General features: G+C 69.9%; 15 protein-coding genes, 4 tRNA genes and 2 pseudogenes. 11 read left to right on the top strand and 10 right to left on the bottom strand.

Features of this window, described 5'->3' with window-relative positions; all coding sequences use genetic code 11:
• Nucleotides 1–219: 219 nt before the first annotated feature.
• Both ACFYXB_RS12805 and ACFYXB_RS12800 read right to left on the bottom strand, forming a co-directional pair.
• A complete protein-coding gene (locus tag ACFYXB_RS12805) occupies nt 220–618 on the bottom strand; it encodes a hypothetical protein (RefSeq protein ID WP_389580968.1) in 399 nt (132 codons plus the stop codon).
• 523 nt (nt 619–1,141) lie between these two features.
• On the bottom strand, nt 1,142–3,634 hold the full coding sequence (locus tag ACFYXB_RS12800) for a SpoIIE family protein phosphatase (protein ID WP_389580966.1): 2,493 nt from the start codon (nt 3,632–3,634) through the stop codon (nt 1,142–1,144).
• Between the two features lie 481 nt (nt 3,635–4,115).
• On the opposite strand from ACFYXB_RS12800, the pseudogene ACFYXB_RS12795 reads away from it, so the two are divergent.
• From ACFYXB_RS12795 to xerC, 3 genes and pseudogenes are all read left to right on the top strand, one after another.
• Nucleotides 4,116–4,625 (top strand): annotated as a pseudogene (locus tag ACFYXB_RS12795) (replication initiator); the annotation flags it as partial.
• A gap of 2 nt (nt 4,626–4,627) precedes the next feature.
• Entirely contained in the window at nt 4,628–4,876 is a 249-nt protein-coding gene (locus ACFYXB_RS12790) for a helix-turn-helix domain-containing protein (RefSeq protein WP_389580964.1), read from the top strand.
• A 421-nt stretch (nt 4,877–5,297) separates the two neighbouring features.
• On the top strand, nt 5,298–6,035 hold the full coding sequence (xerC, locus tag ACFYXB_RS12785; RefSeq protein WP_389580962.1) for a tyrosine recombinase XerC: 738 nt from the start codon (nt 5,298–5,300) through the stop codon (nt 6,033–6,035).
• Nucleotides 6,036–6,114: 79 nt separating this feature from the next.
• Here the strand turns inward: xerC and ACFYXB_RS12780 are convergent.
• From ACFYXB_RS12780 to ACFYXB_RS12770, 3 genes are all read right to left on the bottom strand, one after another.
• A tRNA-Val gene (locus ACFYXB_RS12780) sits at nt 6,115–6,189 on the bottom strand.
• Nucleotide 6,190: 1 nt separating this feature from the next.
• Nucleotides 6,191–6,264, bottom strand: a tRNA-Cys gene (locus ACFYXB_RS12775).
• 38 nt (nt 6,265–6,302) lie between these two features.
• Nucleotides 6,303–6,375: transfer RNA gene (locus ACFYXB_RS12770), tRNA-Gly, on the bottom strand.
• 178 nt (nt 6,376–6,553) lie between these two features.
• Between ACFYXB_RS12770 and ACFYXB_RS12765 the strand changes: the two genes are divergently transcribed.
• Genes ACFYXB_RS12765 through ACFYXB_RS12755 form a run of 3 tightly spaced genes read left to right on the top strand, consistent with a single transcriptional unit; the run spans nt 6,554 to nt 9,292 of the window.
• Nucleotides 6,554–7,594 carry a chorismate-binding protein gene (locus ACFYXB_RS12765; RefSeq protein ID WP_389580960.1) on the top strand — a complete coding sequence of 347 codons (1,041 nt, stop codon included), beginning with the start codon at nt 6,554–6,556 and terminating at the stop codon, nt 7,592–7,594.
• 1 nt (nt 7,595) lies between these two features.
• Nucleotides 7,596–8,417 carry an aminotransferase class IV gene (locus ACFYXB_RS12760; RefSeq protein ID WP_389580957.1) on the top strand — a complete coding sequence of 274 codons (822 nt, stop codon included), beginning with the start codon at nt 7,596–7,598 and terminating at the stop codon, nt 8,415–8,417.
• Nucleotides 8,418–8,470: 53 nt separating this feature from the next.
• Entirely contained in the window at nt 8,471–9,292 is an 822-nt protein-coding gene (locus ACFYXB_RS12755; protein ID WP_389580955.1) for a GNAT family N-acetyltransferase, read from the top strand.
• 19 nt (nt 9,293–9,311) lie between these two features.
• Here ACFYXB_RS12755 and ACFYXB_RS12750 read toward each other — a convergent pair whose 3' ends face one another.
• A complete protein-coding gene (locus ACFYXB_RS12750; protein WP_389580952.1) occupies nt 9,312–9,839 on the bottom strand; it encodes a DsbA family protein in 528 nt (175 codons plus the stop codon).
• A gap of 254 nt (nt 9,840–10,093) precedes the next feature.
• On the opposite strand from ACFYXB_RS12750, the gene ACFYXB_RS12745 reads away from it, so the two are divergent.
• Together ACFYXB_RS12745 and ACFYXB_RS12740 are read left to right on the top strand one after the other, a co-directional pair.
• The gene (locus ACFYXB_RS12745) at nt 10,094–10,546 is read left to right on the top strand and encodes a hypothetical protein (RefSeq protein WP_389580949.1); all 453 of its coding nucleotides are present in this window, start codon (nt 10,094–10,096) and stop codon (nt 10,544–10,546) included.
• Between the two features lie 201 nt (nt 10,547–10,747).
• Complete coding sequence (locus ACFYXB_RS12740) at nt 10,748–10,900, top strand: hypothetical protein (RefSeq protein ID WP_389580947.1); 153 nt, start codon at nt 10,748–10,750, stop codon at nt 10,898–10,900.
• A 66-nt stretch (nt 10,901–10,966) separates the two neighbouring features.
• On the opposite strand, the gene ACFYXB_RS12735 is transcribed toward ACFYXB_RS12740, so the two are convergent.
• Nucleotides 10,967–11,527 carry a CGNR zinc finger domain-containing protein gene (locus tag ACFYXB_RS12735; RefSeq protein WP_351350793.1) on the bottom strand — a complete coding sequence of 187 codons (561 nt, stop codon included), beginning with the start codon at nt 11,525–11,527 and terminating at the stop codon, nt 10,967–10,969.
• Between the two features lie 269 nt (nt 11,528–11,796).
• Complete coding sequence (locus tag ACFYXB_RS12730; RefSeq protein WP_004002642.1) at nt 11,797–12,210, bottom strand: SsgA family sporulation/cell division regulator; 414 nt, start codon at nt 12,208–12,210, stop codon at nt 11,797–11,799.
• Nucleotides 12,211–12,401: 191 nt separating this feature from the next.
• On the opposite strand from ACFYXB_RS12730, the gene ACFYXB_RS12725 reads away from it, so the two are divergent.
• The 3 genes and pseudogenes from ACFYXB_RS12725 to ACFYXB_RS12715 form a co-directional block, all read left to right on the top strand.
• Nucleotides 12,402–12,854 carry a TIGR02611 family protein gene (locus ACFYXB_RS12725; RefSeq protein WP_389580945.1) on the top strand — a complete coding sequence of 151 codons (453 nt, stop codon included), beginning with the start codon at nt 12,402–12,404 and terminating at the stop codon, nt 12,852–12,854.
• A 78-nt stretch (nt 12,855–12,932) separates the two neighbouring features.
• Nucleotides 12,933–13,004: transfer RNA gene (locus tag ACFYXB_RS12720), tRNA-Val, on the top strand.
• 158 nt (nt 13,005–13,162) lie between these two features.
• Nucleotides 13,163–13,285 (top strand): annotated as a pseudogene (locus ACFYXB_RS12715) (sugar ABC transporter substrate-binding protein); the annotation flags it as partial.
• An 8-nt stretch (nt 13,286–13,293) separates the two neighbouring features.
• Here the strand turns inward: ACFYXB_RS12715 and ACFYXB_RS12710 are convergent.
• Both ACFYXB_RS12710 and ACFYXB_RS12705 read right to left on the bottom strand, forming a co-directional pair.
• Entirely contained in the window at nt 13,294–15,768 is a 2,475-nt protein-coding gene (locus tag ACFYXB_RS12710; RefSeq protein WP_389581511.1) for an SCO7613 C-terminal domain-containing membrane protein, read from the bottom strand.
• Between the two features lie 60 nt (nt 15,769–15,828).
• A partial coding sequence (locus ACFYXB_RS12705) for a transposase (protein WP_389580943.1) occupies nt 15,829–16,790 on the bottom strand: 962 nt, incomplete at its 5' end.

Here is a 16,790-nt window from a genome sequence, read left to right as displayed (position 1 = left end):
CGCTTCTCGATTCCTGATCGATCCGGACACGCCGGGACGTTCACGGGCATGTCACGCGGAGCGCACTCGCTTCCCGCGACAGTGCACCCGACGCCCCGTCAGCCGCCCTCCAGGGACCCTGTCGGACAGTCCGACTAGTTCTTCTGGAAGTGGTGACCCAAGTCTTTCACGTGCGGCGGCCCGCTGTAGCTGAGCCGGTGACCTGCCCAGATGCCGGGACTAGTTGTCGTTGTCTGTCAGCGTCGAGCGGCGTCGGACGGCCCAGAGACGGCCCCAACGGTTGCGTCGTCGCGGGCGCTCGTCACGCTCACGTGCCCATGCGTAGGGCATGCGCTCCTTCTTGTCCATGACCCAGGGCTCCGGATACCGGGCGTAGCAGCCGGAACAGCGGGCCACGAAGGTCCCCACCTCCGGGTCCGTCATGATGCTGTAATGCGAGGAAGGCACCGCCCGGAGCACGTAGCCATTGGCGGTGGTCTCCAATCCTGGCCAGCTGGGCGAGCAGCTGCACGCAGCGCTCTTCGCGAAGGTCTCGTCGCCTGCAGCGTCGTGCGTGTTCTCCAGCGTCTCGTACAGCTCTGTCATCGCGTGCACTGCGCGATCGCCTTCTGCTGCCATCCGCCACTGCCCCTCAAGTTCCCATGTTGAGTGGACACCGTAGCGCGAGGTCGGCGAAACGGCTTTGGGCTGGACTCTCAATGATCCTGTCAAGGGCCGCTGCCCGGGTCCTGGAGCACTAGTTTGGAAGACGCCGTATGCGGATCGCGGCTGACCTGGCAAGGCACTGACCTGGGCCGGAGCGCGATCGGCGCCGCTCTTCCCCGTGATTCCCCGCTGCGTCCCGCCGGAACGGGCACGCAACGGGCACGGTCCCGGCCAGGTAGGAGCACGCATGGGCACGGCACGTGTGTCGACGGGCGGGCCCACCTCCACCAGTGGCCGAAGAAGTGATGTCCTGGCTCGGCTACCTCGGCGGATTGCCGCCACTGTTTTCCTGACCAGCAAGGACGCCGTTGTTCTCTGTCGTCGTTGGCCGTCCTTGGTTTCCCGAGGACGGCCCACAGACGGCCCCGCTTAGGCGGCCGGGGTGTCCCCCGCAGCGGAGCATGCCCGATGCTCGCGGCGGAGAGGGATGACCCGGTTACTCCTTGCGCGGGGGTGGCGTGCCGGAGGCCCGTGCGTGTGAGGGTGCGGAGTCCAGGTCTTGGTCGGCCCAGACGACTTTGCCGCCCGATTCCGAGCGGACACCCCATCTGCGGGACAGCTGGCTGACCAAGAAGACGCCGCGGCCGTTTTCGTCAATGGCGCGTGCGTGACGCAGACGCGGGGAGTTGGCGTCGGTGTCGAATACTTCGCAGGTCAGGACTTGGTGCTGGATCAGACGCAGTCCGATCGGGCCTGTGCTGTGGCGGACGGCGTTGGTGACCAGTTCACTGACGATCAGTTGCGTGGGATCCTGGAGACCTTCCAGGCCCCATTCGGTCAGCTGGCGGGCTGCCATGTGCCGGGCGCTGGGGACAGCGGTCCGGTCGTTCGGCAGCGTCCAGGAGGCGACCTGGGGCGGGCTGAGTGAGAGCGTCCGCGCCAGGAGCAGGGTGATGTCGTCGGATGGTGCCTGGCCCGGGAAGGTCTCCGTCGCTCGGGTGCACAGGTCTTCCAGGGAGCGACTCGGTTGTGCCAGGGCGGTGCCCAGGCGGCGCATTCCCACGTCGATGTCGTCGTCGCGGGTTTCGATCAGGCCGTCGGTGTACAGGGCGAGGAGACTTCCCTCGGGCAGTTCCAGCTCCACGGCCTCGAAAGGGACGCCCAGCCCGATGCCGAGTGGGCTTCCGGTGGGCAGGTCGGGGAAGGTGACCCGGCCCTGTGGGCCGATGATCGCGGGCGGGGGGTGTCCGGCCCGTGCCATGGTGCATCGGCGGGTGATCGGGTTGTAGACGGCGTACAGACAGGTGGCGCCTACGACCGTGGGGGTCTGGTCCGCGGCGTCGGCGTCTTGCTCGGCCAGTCGCTGGAACGTGTCATCGAGATGGGCCAGCAGTTCGTCGGGAGGCAGCTCCAGGTCGGCGAGCGTGCGTACGGCGGTGCGGAGCCTGCCCATGGTCGCGGCGGCGTTGATGCCGTGTCCGACGACATCACCGACGACGAGGGCCACCCGGGCGCCGGACAGCGGGATCACGTCGAACCAGTCGCCTCCGACGCCGGCTTCCGTGTCGGCCGGCAGGTAGCGCCAGGCCGCCTCGACCGCCGCGCTGCCCATCAAACGGTGAGGGAGCAGGTTGCGTTGCAGCGCGAGGGCCGTGGTGCGTTCGCGAGTGTATTGGCGGGCGTTGTCCAAGGACAGCGCGGCCCGGGTGACGAGCTCCTCGGCGAGGAGCAGGTCATCCTCGTGAAACGGAACGGGGTCCTCGGTGCGGAGGAACACCGCGATACCCAGGACGGCGCGCCGCGCAATGATGGGCACGATCATCAGGGAGTGAATCCCGTACTCACGGATCTTTTGCGCCCGCGCTGGATCCTCGTCGACCCATGTCCCAGGGGAGGCGTCCAGCACCGATTCCAGGTGGGACCTTCCCGTGCGCAGAACGCCGGCGAGCGGCGAGGTTGGGGGGACGAAAACCGTCTCCCCGCGCGAAAAGGTCGACTCTGGGATTCCTGGGTGGATCGAGGCCTGACCGGCACGGAGGAAAACGGTAGGGCGACCGCTCATCGTGTCGATTCGGGTCGAGGGCTCTTCGCCGAACGGGACGGATTCCCCCAGGTCGACGTAGGCGTAGTCGGCCAGCAGGGGCACGGCAAGGTCGGCCAGTTCCTGCCCGGTCTGCATGACGTCCAGGGTGCTGCCGATACGCGTGCTGGCCTGGCTGAGGATGGCAAGGCGCTCGCGCGCCCGCTGACTGCTGGTGACATCAACGCTGATGCCGCACACCCCCAGTGTCTTGCCGTCCGCGTCCTGGAGGCAGATGTACGAGGCCGAGAATGCATGCTCCCGGCGCGGATCTTCCGTCGGCCACGCCCGGAACTCGTGGACCGCGGTGGTGCCGTTCCGCAGCACCTTCCGCGTCACCGCTTCCAGGGCTTCGGCCTCGAAGCCGGGCCGTGAATCGGTGAGTCGCTGGCCCAACCGTCGGTCACGGGAGATGCCGTCGTGGCTCTCCATCGTGTCGTTCACCCAGACGCAACGTAGCTGCGGGTCACGAACGACGATGCCGATCGGCGCGTGGGTGAGAAGCGACTCCCGCACCGATCCGTTTCTCGCTTCCCGGGAGAGCGTGCCGATGTCGGTGACGGACACAAGCCACCGGAATGTTCCGTCCTGCCCCCACAACATCGAGATCCGGTGGTTGATGTCGAGCATGCGGCCGTCGCGGTGGCGCACCGTCATCGTGCCCGACCAGTCATTGTGGGCACGCCACTGCTCGATGAGCGCCGATATCGTCGGCGTTTCCTCGGAAGACGGCAGCACGAGTGCGGCAGACCGGCCCACCACGTCCCCGGCGGAGTACCCGAGAAGGTGCTCGGCGGCCTGCGTCCATGCGAACACCGTCCCACCCTCGTCGAGCATCGCGACCGCCGACTCGGATATCTCGTGCGTGTTCAATCGCTTACCAACGGTCACCCTGTCAGTGCTGGTCATCGAGCTGTCCTCCTCGCCTAGGCGATTCGTTCTCACGTAGGTCGGCTGCGGTTGCGGCGACCAGGACCACGGCGGGGTGGACGGCTGGAGCAGCATGTGTCCCGGCAGGACGTGGACGGCCTCGGCCGGGTCCTGCTGAGATCAATCCGACCAGATTTGTGCCTTTTGGGTAATGGACCGGACAGGGCTCCGATCTGTGACAGGGCTGCAGCCGTGGCTGAGACCAACGCGGTCCACCACGGCCGCTGCAGGGCCGCGGGAGGAAGGGAACACGCGGGCACCGCAGATCCGGCAGGGCAGCGGCCAGACCTCCCGGGATGCACAGACCACAACCGCGCACCCCCTGCATATAGCCCGGGACTTCAAGGTCCCGGGCTTCCTTCACCCACCACTCTCCCCAGCTCCCATCCCGTCCGCCGTCGACCCACACACCGTGGAGCGGGCGTGGTCCATGGCGTCCAGGTGGAGCGCGCCACTGTACGGCTCCGACCTCACCGGACAGGCCGTCGCCTCCTACGTCGCCAAGTACGCCACCAAGGCCGCCGAGAACACCGGCACCCTCGATCGCCGCATCGGCGAACTCGCCGAACTCGACCGCCACGGCGTCCCCGACCACGCCCGCCGCCTGATCACCGCATGCCGCGACCTCGACGCGCTGTACCCGGACCGGCGGCTGTGGGCCTGGGCGCACATGCTCGGCTTCCGCGGCCACTTCTCCTCCAAGTCCCGCCGCTACTCGACCACCCTCGGCAGCCTCCGCCAGGCCCGCGCCGACTACCGCGCCGCCCAGGAACGAGCCGCCCTCGGCCTCGACGGCTTGGAGGACGTCGAGCCGGACGCCGTCCTCGTCCTGGCGGACTGGCAGTACACCGGACATGACCACACCCCCGGCGAGTCCGCCCTCGCCGCCACCATCGCCCGCGACCTCCAGCTCAACCGCCAAACCGCTCGCGAGGCACTCGCCGATCTCAACGACGCGGGGGAGTGGTGACTATGGCGGCACTGACTGAGCCTCAGCGTCTCCTTCGGGTAGAGACAGTGGCCCAGCTCCTCGACCTGGCTCGTTCGACCGTCTACGAGGAGATCCGACTTGGGCGACTGCGTACGGTTCGGATCGGGCGCCGTCGTCTGATCCCGGCCGAGTACGTAGAGGAGTACGTTGACCTGCTCAAGCGCGAGGCGCTGGCCGAGGATGCGGCACAACGACCCTGGCTGAGCGTTGTCAGGCAAGGTGCGGCATGACGGGGGAGAGGCGCCGCTCAAAGGCGGGCAATGGCGATGACTCGATCTACTGGGATGAGTCGAAACAGCGCTGGGCCGGTGCGATTTCGCTGGGTTACACGCCATCCGGCAAGCGCCGCCGCCCGAAGGTCTACGGCAAGACCAAGACCGAGGTGCGCGGCAAACTCCGTGAGCTGCGGAAAGAGTTGGAGGTCGGTGACCGGACGCCAGCGAACTACACCGTGGCAGACGCCGTGAACGACTGGCTGGCCCGGGGACTCAAAGGGCGCGACACGGCCACGGTCAACAAGAACCGCATCTTGGCCGAGCAACACGTCTTGCCTCTGCTGGGCCGGGCGAAGCTGCGGGAGCTGACCGCCGACGCCGTGGACGACTGGTTGTTGATCGCGCAAAGGTGCTGGCCACGTCCTCACTCCGTAGCGTGCTGTCGATCCTTCGCCGCTCCATCGATCACGCGATGCGGCGGGACAAGGTACGGCGCAACGTCACGTTGCTCGTCGAGGTGCCCGAGGGGCAGGCCGGACGGCTCAGCAAGGCGCTGACCCTGGACCAGGCCCGGGCGGTGCTGGTTGCAGCGCGGGAGTCTCGGCTCTACGCCTACGTGGTGCTCTCCTTGCTGGTTGGCGTGCGCACCGAGGAGGCTCGGCCGATGACCTGGGAACACGTTCACTTGCGGCCCTCTGGCACTGTGCCACCCCATGTGGAGGTGTGGCGGTCGGTGCGGCGGCATGGAGACACCAAGACTCGCAAGAGCCGTCGGACGCTCAAGCTGCCTGCGCTGGTCGTCGCGGCCCTGGTAGAGCATTGCCGCCGGCAGCAAGACGAACGGATCGCGTACGGACTGCTGTGGGACCCCTCCGACCTGGTGTTCGCCACGACCACCGGCCAGGTGCTCGATGCTGCCAACGTGCGCCGGGCCTTTCGGTCGATCGTCAAGGCGGCAGGGCTGGCGCCGGAGTGGACGCCTCGGGAGCTGCGGCACAGCTTCGTGTCGCTGATGTCCGATCACGGTATCCCCGTGGAAAAGATCGCTCGCGTGGTCGGCCACAGCAGCACGACCACGACGGAGGTCGTCTACCGCAAGCAGCTCCGGCCGGTGATCACCGAGGGGGCCGACACCATGGATGTGATCTTCGGCGAGGATGACTCGGAGCCTTGATCAATCGGCCGGTGGCTCCCCGTGTGGCTCCCCGGATACGTCAAGGGCCTGATCCAATGAGTGGATCAGGCCCTTGAGCTGGTGGACGATACTGGGATTGAACCAGTGACCTCTTCCGTGTCAGGGAAGCGCTCTCCCGCTGAGCTAATCGTCCTTGGAGGTGGAGACGGGATTTGAACCCGTGTAGACGGCTTTGCAGGCCGTTGCCTCGCCTCTCGGCCACTCCACCAGGAGTGTAGGGGATCGGGAGAACCCCCACTTCCTTCGAGCGGACGACGAGGCTCGAACTCGCGACCTCAACCTTGGCAAGGTTGCGCTCTACCAACTGAGCTACGTCCGCTTGTCGTTTCGGTACGCTCCCGCGTCCCGGCGACGTGTTGAACTCTAGCGGATTCCCGGGCCAGCACAAAAACACGTTTACGCAGCGTGCTGCGGTATGCCCACCGGACGACGTGGTCAAGGCACCCGCGGAACATCACCGGGCCACCCCCGGGACACCCCGCCCTAGACTCGACCGCGTGGTCCACCTCCCTCCTCTCGCCCGCTTCGGCGACTGCGTCGCCGCCGGCCTGCTCGACGTCACCAGCGATCCCGCCGCCCTGGACTCCACCGGTTTCTGGGCCGTCTGCGCGGACTTCGAGGGCCGCCTGACCTGCGCCCGCTTCGCGGACGTACGCGAGGAGCCGGTGCCCGCACCGGTGCCGGGACAGTGGCACGGCCCGGCGGCGGACGACTGGACGTCGTCCCTCGACCACGCCGCGTACACCGCGGCCGTACGGCGCATCCGCGACCACATCGCCGCCGGCGAGGTCTACCAGGCCAACCTCTGCCGCGTCCTCACCGCGCCCGTCGCCCCCGACGCCGACGTGGATACCCTGACCGCCCTGCTGGCGCGCGGCAACCCGGCGCCGTACGCAGGAACGATCCGGCTGCCGGGCCACGGCGTCGAGATCGCCACCGCGTCCCCCGAGCTGTTCCTGCGCCGCGACGGACGGACCGTCGAGTCCGGACCGATCAAGGGCACCGGGCGCACCGAGGCGGACCTGCTGGAGAAGGACTACGCCGAGAACGTGATGATCGTGGACCTCGTCCGCAACGACATCGGCCGCGTCTGCGCCACCGGCAGCGTCACCGTGCCCGACCTGTGCGCCGTGGAGAAGCACCCGGGCCTGGTCCACCTCGTATCCACGGTCCGCGGCGAACTGCGCGTCGACGCCGGCTGGCCGGAACTGTTCGCCGCCGCCTTCCCGCCCGGCTCGGTCACCGGCGCGCCCAAGTCCAGTGCCCTCAGGATCATCGAGGCGCTGGAGACGGCGCCCCGCGGCCCGTACTGCGGCGGCATCGGCTGGGTCGACGCCGACCGGGGCACCGGCGAGCTGGCCGTCGGCATCCGCACCTTCTGGATCGACCGCGCGGAAGGCGTCCTGCGCTTCGGTACCGGCGCCGGCATCACCTGGGGATCCGACCCCGAGGGGGAGTGGCGGGAGACCGAGCTGAAGGCGTCCCGGCTGCTCGCGGTAGCGTCGGGGACGTACGAGGTGCGTGGGGAGGAATCCTGAGGTGAAGATCTGGCTCGACGGCGGGTTGCAGGACATCGAGTCCGCCCGCGTCTCCGTGTTCGACCACGGGCTGACCGTGGGCGACGGCATCTTCGAGACGGTGAAGGCGGTCGACGGGAAGCTGTTCGCGCTCACCCGGCACCTCGACCGACTGACCCGCTCGGCGCGCGGCCTCGGGCTGCCCGACCCCGATCTCGACGAGGTGCGCCGCGCCTGCGCCGCCGTTCTCGAGGCCAACCCGATGGCGCTGGGCCGGCTGCGCATCACGTACACCGGCGGCCACGGCCCCCTCGGCTCCGACCGCGGCGAACACGGCCCGACCCTCGTCGTCGCCCTCGGCGAGACCGGCCGCCGCCCCGACTCCACCGCAGTGATCACCGTCCCGTGGACGCGCAACGAGCGCGGCGCGCTTGCCGGCCTGAAGACCACCTCGTACGCCGAGAACGTCGTCGCCCTCGCCCACGCCCACGAACAGGGCGCTTCCGAGGCGCTGTTCGCCAACACGGTCGGACAGCTCTGCGAGGGCACCGGCTCGAACGTCTTCGTCGTCCTCGACGGCGAGATCCACACCCCGCCGGTCGCCTCCGGCTGCCTGGCCGGCATCACCCGTGCGCTGACGGTCGAGTGGACCGGCGCCAAGGAGACCGATCTGCCGCTCGACGTCCTGGAACGTGCCGACGAGGTCTTCCTGACGTCCACCCTGCGCGACGTCCAGGCTGTGCACCGGGTCGACGACTGTGAACTACCGGGCGCCCCTGGCCCGGTGACCGCCAAGGCGATGCGGATCTTCGACGAGCGGTCCGGGGACGACCAAGATCCGTAAGAGCCCGGAAAAACGGGCTGACATGGGTCGGTACGGCGGGTAGAACACCCCTGATGACCACGACCCTGCGGCCGACCGAGCCGCTGCAGCGCGCCGCCGACGGAGCGCTGTCGCGCCACTACCAGGTGTGCGTGAACAGCCGCCCCGTCGGCGAGATCCACCTGACCACCCACCCCGTCTTCGGCCCGAAGGCCGCCTCGATACGCGACTTGCGCATCGAGGAACCGGACCGCGGACGGGGCCGGGGAGCCGTCGCCGTGCTCGCCGCCGAGGAGGTGGCACGCGGCTGGGGCTGCACCCGCATCGAGGCGCTGGTGCCCGCCGAGGCCGTCGCCGCCCTGCGCCTGGCCACGTCCCTGGGCTACGTCCAGCGCAACCGCGGCATGGAGAAGCGGCTCGGCACCATCGCGCCCTCGCTCCCCGAGGGCAGTCGGGGCAGGCCCATGACCGAGGCGGAGTACGCGGCATGGCGGGCGATGAGCCTCGTGGGCTACGCGCAGAGCTGGATCGACCGGGGCGTGCCCGAGGCCGAGGCCCGGGAGAAGTCCGAGCGGGACCACACCATGTTCCTGCCCCGGGGCCTGGCCACCGAGAACATGCTCCTGAGCGTCCTGGAACACAAGGGCACCCCGGTCGGCACCCTGTGGGTCGCGCTGCAGGAGAAGGCCTTCGTCTACGACGTCGAGGCCGACGAACGCTTCCGCGGCCGAGGCCACGGCCGCTCGCTGATGCTCCTCGCCGAGGCCCAGGCGGTGGCCGCGGGCAAGCAAGTCCTCGGCCTCAACGTCTTCGCGGGCAACACACCGGCCGAGCGGCTCTACGAGTCACTGGACTATCTGCCGGTGGCGTACGGGATGTTCAAGAACCTGCTCTGAGCCGCCGGTCGGGCCGTCGTCAGCCCAGGTCGGCGAGCAGCCGGTCCGCGATCTCCTCGATCCGCTCCCGCAGCCCCTCCTGGCTCTTGCCGCCGTCGAGGCGCTCGCCGCCGATGACGTACGTCGGAGTGCCGGTCACGCCGATCGCCTTGCCCTCCGCCTGGTCGGCGTCGACGATCAGGATGTGCCGCCCGTCGATCAGCGCGGTGTCGAACTCCTCGGAGTCCAGACCGAGTTCACGGGCCACCTCGACCAGGAAGGGTTCCCCCTTACGGTCCAGCTCCTCGACCCGGCCGAGAACGGCCTCGACATAGGCCCAGCCCTGCCCCTGCTCCAGCGCCTCCTCGGCGGCCTGCGCGGCGGCGAACGCGTACTTGTGCTTCTCCAGCGGGAAGTGCCGCAGCCGCAGCTCCACCCGGTCGCCGTAGCGGGCCCGCAGGGCACGGAGGTCGTCCCGGGCGCTACGGCAGTCCGGGCACTGGAGTTCGCACCACACGTCAAGAACGGGAGCGGGGGAGTGGGCGGGTGCGGGGGAGGAGTCGTTCATGGACACCAGTCTTCCAGGCCGGACGCCGGCGACCCAATCGACCGTACGGCGGTGATCCGCGCCTATGTCGTACGGCGGTGACCCGCCTCCGGGGCGTACGCCGGTGACCGGCACCTGGGAAGGAGGTGACCCGGAGATGTCCCTGATGTCGGGCCGGCCCATGGCACTGGGGGTGGGGGGCGGTGCAGGATGGAAGGGACGAAGCGCGCTCCGCGCGTTTCACCCTGCCCGACCGAGCCCGCCCGGAGGACCGGATGATTGCCGAGACAGTCTGTTCCGCCGTGTCCGCGGCCGGCCTGGGCATCGCGGCGGTCACCGTCTACCGCAAGCGCTTCCTGGCGGCGACCCGCATCGCGGCCTACTCGCTCGTTCCCGTCGGCCTGGTGTTGACGGGCGTCGTCGGCTGGCTGGCCGACACCGCGTTCAGCCCCACGGCCTGGGCGGGCTTCGGCGTGCTCGGCGTGGCATGGGGCCTGTTCGCGACGACGCGCGCCGTCGAACGCCGCCGCGGGGGCACCAGGGCCGAGCGGAAGGCGGCCCGCGCCGCGCAGCAGCGCGATGCCGTCGCACCCGCGGCCTCCGCACCTTCCCTCGGACCGGCGACCCGCCCCGCCGCCCGGCCCGCGACCGCGCCTCGCGCCACCGCCACCGACTCCGCGGACGATTTCAGCGACATCGAGTCCATCCTCAAGAAGCACGGCATATGACCTCACCAGGGGCGGCGCTAGAAGCGCGGCCCGGGTCGGTCGCATGACGCACTGAAACGACACAGGGCGTCCTCGCGGCGCGCGGAAGCGATCATGGCGCGGTCGAAACCGAACCGGACATTACGGAATTAGGTGAACTCCGGCCCATTTCGGGCGTGTTGATCGCGCACGGGGTGCTCGCTGGGCCATCATCGCCGCGAGATGCTGGACACGACACAGCGCGATGCCGCGCCGCCGGAGGACGAGCCGCGCGGGTGCCTCTTCGCCCTTTCCCAGCCACCGCTGATGATCTTCCTTGCGGTGATCGGGTGTCTGATCCTCATGGCTGCGCTGCACGATCTGCTGTTGCTGTGAGCCGTACGCGTCAGTCCCGGCGCCACCCGCCGGGCTGACGTCGGCATCGAGGAACCCGCCGGCCGATCAGCCCGCCGCCTCCTTGCGCCGCGCCCGGTACGCGGCCACATGCAGCCGGTTCCCACAGGTGCGGCTGTCGCAGTAGCGGCGCGAGCGGTTGCGGGAGAGGTCGACGAAGGCACGCCGGCAGTCGGGCGCCTCACAGCGTCGCAGCCGCTCCTGCTCCCCGGCGACGACGAAGAACGCCAGCGCCATCCCGCAGTCGGCAGCGAGGTGGTCGGCCACGGAGGCGCCGGGCGCGAAGTAGTGCACATGCCAGTCGTAGCCGTCGTGGTCCGTGAGCCGGGGCGTCGTGCCCGCGGCGGCCACCAGGTCATTGATCATCCCGGCGGCGGACCGGGCGTCCGGGTGGGCGAAGATGCCCGCGAACCGCCCGCGGATCTTGCGCACGGCGGACAGATCGAACTCCGAAAGCACCCCGACATCGCTGATTTCGTGCATTCGTACGAAATTCTCGAGCGCTGCCACATCGGGCAGTCCGTCCGCCGCCGCCTCGTGCTCCGGCACGGTGTTCACCAGATCCACCACGGTGTCGAGCGCGCACCGGGTGTCGTGGGTGATCAGCACGTTTCGCTCCCTGGCCTGGGGGGTCGGGCGGGCGCCCGCCGATGCTGGCCGATGGTAGTGGCTGGCCGCCTGTTAGAACGGCTTTGCGAGCCCCCAGCTTCCTGGCCGCAGGCGCCCCGGGCGTGTTCTGCGCGCCCGCGCGCGCCGACCCGGGCACACCTGCGCCGCCTCCGTGACAGGTCACGGCGACGGCGTCGGCGATGCCGTATGCGGTTGTCTCGGCCCGAGCCGTCTCCCCGAGTGGACGGCGCCGGGCTTCGTGGGGCGACCTAGCTTTCCGCCAGGATGTGCGAGAGCTCCTGATCCAGGTCGAAGTGCCGGTGTTCCGTGCCTGGGGGCACGGCGGCGTCTGTTCGCTTCAGGAAGGACTCCAGGGCCCGCGCCGGGGCCTCGAGCAGGGCCTCACCCTCAGGGGAGCTCAGGGCGATGCATACGACGCCCTGACCATGACTGCGGGACGGCCAGACGCGCACGTCGCCGGTGCCGGTGGGCCGGTGGAGGCCCTCGGCGAGGAGGTCGCGGGCGAACACCCACTCGACGGTCTCCTCGGCTCCGGTGTGGAAGGTGGCGTGCACGGCGTAGGGGTCGGCCGTGTCGTACCGCAGGCCTGCGGGGACAGGCAGGGAGGACTCGCTCGACACAACGAGGCGCAGGTGCAGCTCGCAGCTGACCGTGGTGTTCATAAGCGCCAGGGCCTTTCGCTCAGTGTGCGCTCGGGGATTCGCACGTCGGCGAAATCGACATGCCACCTACGGTGCCGTTGTAAACCCCTCTGAGTGTTTTGCGTGGCTTTACGTAACTCTTCCGGCCGAGAACCTGTACGGGAGGTACATCCATTCCGGTGACTGGTTTCACTCGGGTAGAGTTTGGTCGTATGAATACGGGGAGTAACGAGCCGGGCGAGGTCGCCGTGGCATCGGACCGCACGAACGCGGAGGGAACGCGGGACGAGCGGGGGCTCGGGTCGAAGGCGCCGGCGTTCGTCAAGGCGCGCCGCGCTCTGCACCTGAGCTGGCAGGTCGGCGTCTTCCTGATCGGCCTCGCGGTCGTCGTCGCCGGCATCATCATGCTGCCCCTGCCCGGGCCGGGCTGGGTCGTGATCTTCGGCGGCATGGCGATCTGGGCGACCGAGTTCGTCTGGGCGCAGCTCGTGCTCCGCTGGACCAAGCGCAAGGTCACCGAGGCGGCCCAGCGTGCGCTCGACCCCAAGGTGCGCCGCCGCAACATCACATTGACGGTGATCGGCCTGGTGATCGTGGTGGTCCTGGTCGGCTTCTACGTCTGGAGGTTCGGCGTCGTGATGCCGTGGAACATCAAGGACCAGTGAGGTGCCGCGCGGCCGCGGGCGCGGCGTGACCGTGGTCGGACGCACCCCCTGACATGGGGTAATGTTCTTCCTGCATCCGGGCGATTAGCTCAGTGGGAGAGCGCTTCGTTCACACCGAAGAGGTCACTGGTTCGAACCCAGTATCGCCCACCCGGAACGACGGCCCGCCTGCATACGTGCAGGCGGGCCGTCGTCGTGCGTGGCCGGGCGCTCTGTGTGGGGCTGGATCCTCCGTTACTCGTGGTGAGATGCCGAGTGAGATGTCGAGAGACGGGCGATAAAGATCAAAAGGCCGTTGGTGGAAATTCCCCGGAGTTTTCCAGAATGCCGTCGGATTTCTTCGGAAATACGACAAGAGAGGCATTCCCTTCGACCTCAAGTCCCGAGTCCAGACAGGAAAACTGAGCCTGGATCACTTCCGTGCCGGTGTCGCCGAGGCCTAGTTCATCCTCCCCAGGACCTCCCGCACCCGCCGGACGTCGCGAATGCGCTGCTCGTACGTCGCTCCCACGGCGAGCAGCAGCAGTCCGGCGAGCGCGGGAGGCACCCAGCGGGGGAGCGCGTCGGCCACCTGCACCAGATAGGGCGTCAGCTCGTGCAGCGCGACCAGCACAAGCGCCGAGCCGCTGAGCACGAGCGGGGCCTGCATCCGGTGCCGGGCACCCAGCAGGGTCACCACCAGCGCCGCCGCGCCCAGGAGCAGGGGCCGTTGCCAGCCCTCGTCATGCCATGTCGTGACCAGGCTGGGCGCGAGTGTCGCGGTCAGTCCGGGGCCGTATGCCGTCCAGGACCGGGCCTGCGGATCGCGGTGCCTGCGCCAGGCGCCCACCAGCAGCGCCGGGACGGTCACCGGCAGGGTGTACGCCTCCGGAGTGGCTACCTCCCACGCCGCCAGCCTGATCCAGGTCGCCAGGACGAACAGGACGGCGGCCACGTAGCCGACGCGGCGGCGGTCCGGATGTACCGCCGTCGCCGCGACGATCACCCCGAGGAGGGCCAGCACCAAGGCCAGCAGCGGTGGGTCGGTGACGGCGAGTGCGAGGGCGACGAGTCCCGCGACCGCGCCCGTCACCTCGGTGCCGAGCCGTGCCGCGTCGCCGAGCCGGGGCGCGACCAGCACCGCGGCCGCCGGGACGGCCAGGACCAGCAGGGCCGTGTGCTGCGGCTGCCAGCCGGCGGCCGCGCCCGTGGCACAGGCCAACGCGGTCGCGTACGCGAGGGCGGCCGGTGCCGTGACGGGGGCGAGGCGGGAACGGGTCGACGCCGCCGCGAACAGCGCGGTCAGGGCGGACAGTACGGTCAGCGTCGCGGTGCGGTCGGCCAGGGCGAGGAGAGCCAGGTCGACGGACGTGACGAGTGCGAGGATCACACCGACGGGCGGCCGGAGCGGGGCCGCGAGAACCGCCGCCGTCACCAGCCCAGGCACCAACAGGCCGACCGAATAAGGGAGCTGGAAGGTCGCGGGCACGGCGAGTGCCGCAGCCCAGACCAGAACCACCGCGCCCATCGATGCCCGCGGACGCCAGACCGGCTCCCGGACCAGCAGGACCAGGACCCAGGCGACGATCACGAGCACGGCCAGACCCGGACCGGTGTCCGACGGCCAAGGGATGTCCGTCGTCACCGCGGCCCGGGCATCCGCCGGTACACCGGACCAGGGGTGTTGAAGGAGTCCGAGCGGTCCCAGCACGGCGACAGCGGCCAACGGGAGCGCCCAGACCAGCGAGAACGCCTGAACGGCGGCGCAGGCCCAGCCGACGCCACGCCGAACGGTCTCGGTCAGCCGTCCCCGTACCACCGCCAACAGGACGACGGCGATGACCAGTTCAGCGGGCAAGGCCCAGCTTCCGGGCACGCTCACCCGTAGCACGCCACCGACTCCGGCGAGGAGACACAGACCGCCGATCAGCGCGGTGGCGGCGGACAGGAACGGGGGACGGAGAATCGGGATGTCGGCAGGCGGGGGGCTCTGGGGGAGGGCGCCGGGCGACGTGCTGCCCGCGGGCGCCGTGTCCTCGGCCCGCCCGGCCGCGCCGGGCGCTGCCGTCGCCGTCAGGCCCGCCGTCTCCGGTATCCGCCATGCGGCCGTGACCGTGATGGCCGCCGCGAAGGTCAGGAGCGCCGCCGCACGGGCGGCGGCGCTCGGGCCGGGGGACGTCAAGGACAGCCAAACGGCTGCCAGGACTCCCCAGCCGCCCAGGCCGTACGCGCCGATCGCGGCGGCGATCCGTACGGAGCGCAGGGACGGGGTGGTCGCGAAAAGTGCCACGCCCGCGTCGGCCGCCGCCGTCACGAGGAGCGCGGCCGTGATGCCGTACGGACCCGCGTCGACCGCGATTGCCCCCAGCAGCAGCGGGAGTTGGGCCGCGATCAGCGCGGCCGGCCGGGGCAGGCGCAGGGTGTCGAGCGCGGTGCCGTACGCGGCCCACAGGACGGCCAGCGCGGTCGTCGCGAAGGCCGCGTACGCCGTGCCGTCCGTGTCCGTGAGCGCCGCCTCGTGCAGGGCGTAGGCGTCCAGGACCATGAGCGCGAGCCCCAACCCGGCCACCGCCTCGGCGGTCGAGCGCAGCCCCCGGCGCAGCAGCGGCAGCGGAGCCGCGAGGGTCGCAAGCGTCACCGTGCCAAGGACCGCCGCCCGCCCGACAATCCCCAGATGCCCCCAGCTGACCAGCGTGAACGCCATCGCCGCGATGGTCAGCAGGACGCCGCCCAGCAGAAGCAGCACGTTCTGCACACGCGGCGCGGACGCCTCGGAGCGCGGGGCGAAGGCCGGTGCGCGACCCGGCGCCGCCGACTGCAAGGCCGTGACCAGCCAGGCGCGGCGCGCCAGCAACTGGGCGCGCCGGGCGTCCAGTCGGTACAGCTCGGCGTCCAGGAGCCGCAGCTCTTCGGCCGGGGGCGGGAAGTGCGTCATGCCGAGGAGTGTGGTCCCGGTCACTTCACAAACCATGAGTACGAGTACTCAGCTTGACGTTTAACCTCGGCGGGCTTGGTGCTCCTTGATGGATTCGGCTCGTTTGACCGTCTTGCCGACGTCATGATGCTTGGCCCGGTGCTTGTTCTTCGAGCCGGGTGGGCGTCCCGGGCCTGGGCGGGACGGTTTTGGTGCGGCTGCTGGGCGGGACACGGTCGCGTGGACGTTGCGAAACCCCCGGCGGATACGTGCGGGGGTGAGGCGTCGTGGTTCGGCGGGCCGTTCCCAGGGACGGCGGAGGTCCTCGGTGAGGGGGCGGGCGAGGCGGAGCTGTGTGTGGGCGGCGATGATCAGCCAGGTCCACAGGTCGGCGGTGTCCGCGTGGCGGACCTTCGGGGTGGTCCAGCCCAGGGTCTGCTTCATCAGCCTGAATGTGTGTTCCAGGTCGAATCTGCGGAGGAACGACTGCCACCAGCGGTCCACGTCCGCGGGTGCGGCGGCGGTGGCGGAGCACCACAGCCAGACCGGCTTCGGGTCGCGGTCGCCCGGCAGGCGCTCGACCTTGAGCCGCACCAACGTGCCGTGGAGGATGGGCAGTTCTTCCTTCGCGTGTTCCAGCCAGGGGCCGCGGTGGGTGAGCCGGGGATGCATCCGGTCCCAGGCCATCGCCTCAGCGGTGCCGTAGCGGGTGGTGTCCGTGTGGGTGGTGACCTCGGGCCGGTGCCAGCTGTCGGGCTTGCTGAAGGTGAGGACACCGCCGTGTCGGCGCGGGCGGCCGCCCTTGGGCCCGGAGCGTGCGGGGCCCGGGTCGCGGAGCATGACGCGGTCCGAGCGCAGACGCCCGACCAGCACGACCGGCAGGTCCGCCAGAGCGTGGGAGAGGTAGGCGACGTCGTAGCCGGAGTCCATGACGATCAGGATCTCGGGATCGCCCGGCCGCCAGTGCCCCGCCTGTGTCAACCGCTCGACGACGTCGCGCAGTTGGGCGGCGGTCACGAGTGTGGAATCGTCCGCGGGGCCCA

The organism is Streptomyces sp. NPDC002619, from assembly GCF_042889305.1.
Taxonomy (GTDB): Bacteria; Actinomycetota; Actinomycetes; order Streptomycetales; family Streptomycetaceae; genus Streptomyces.
Note: the sequence above shows the minus strand (reverse complement) of the source record. Positions and strands in the feature narration are given on the sequence as shown.

Bases quoted from the DNA above. Each gene is read 5' to 3' on its own strand.
- ACFYXB_RS12805 (WP_389580968.1), bottom strand. From the start codon at position 618: ATGGCAGCAGAAGGCGATCGCGCAGTGCACGCGATGACAGAGCTGTAC.
- ACFYXB_RS12800 (WP_389580966.1), bottom strand. From the start codon at position 3,634: ATGACCAGCACTGACAGGGTGACCGTTGGTAAGCGATTGAACACGCAC.
- ACFYXB_RS12790 (WP_389580964.1), top strand. From the start codon at position 4,628: ATGGCGGCACTGACTGAGCCTCAGCGTCTCCTTCGGGTAGAGACAGTG.
- ACFYXB_RS12755 (WP_389580955.1), top strand. From the start codon at position 8,471: ATGACCACGACCCTGCGGCCGACCGAGCCGCTGCAGCGCGCCGCCGAC.
- ACFYXB_RS12750 (WP_389580952.1), bottom strand. From the start codon at position 9,839: ATGAACGACTCCTCCCCCGCACCCGCCCACTCCCCCGCTCCCGTTCTT.
- ACFYXB_RS12745 (WP_389580949.1), top strand. From the start codon at position 10,094: ATGATTGCCGAGACAGTCTGTTCCGCCGTGTCCGCGGCCGGCCTGGGC.
- ACFYXB_RS12740 (WP_389580947.1), top strand. From the start codon at position 10,748: ATGCTGGACACGACACAGCGCGATGCCGCGCCGCCGGAGGACGAGCCG.
- ACFYXB_RS12730 (WP_004002642.1), bottom strand. From the start codon at position 12,210: ATGAACACCACGGTCAGCTGCGAGCTGCACCTGCGCCTCGTTGTGTCG.
- ACFYXB_RS12725 (WP_389580945.1), top strand. From the start codon at position 12,402: ATGAATACGGGGAGTAACGAGCCGGGCGAGGTCGCCGTGGCATCGGAC.
- ACFYXB_RS12710 (WP_389581511.1), bottom strand. From the start codon at position 15,768: ATGACGCACTTCCCGCCCCCGGCCGAAGAGCTGCGGCTCCTGGACGCC.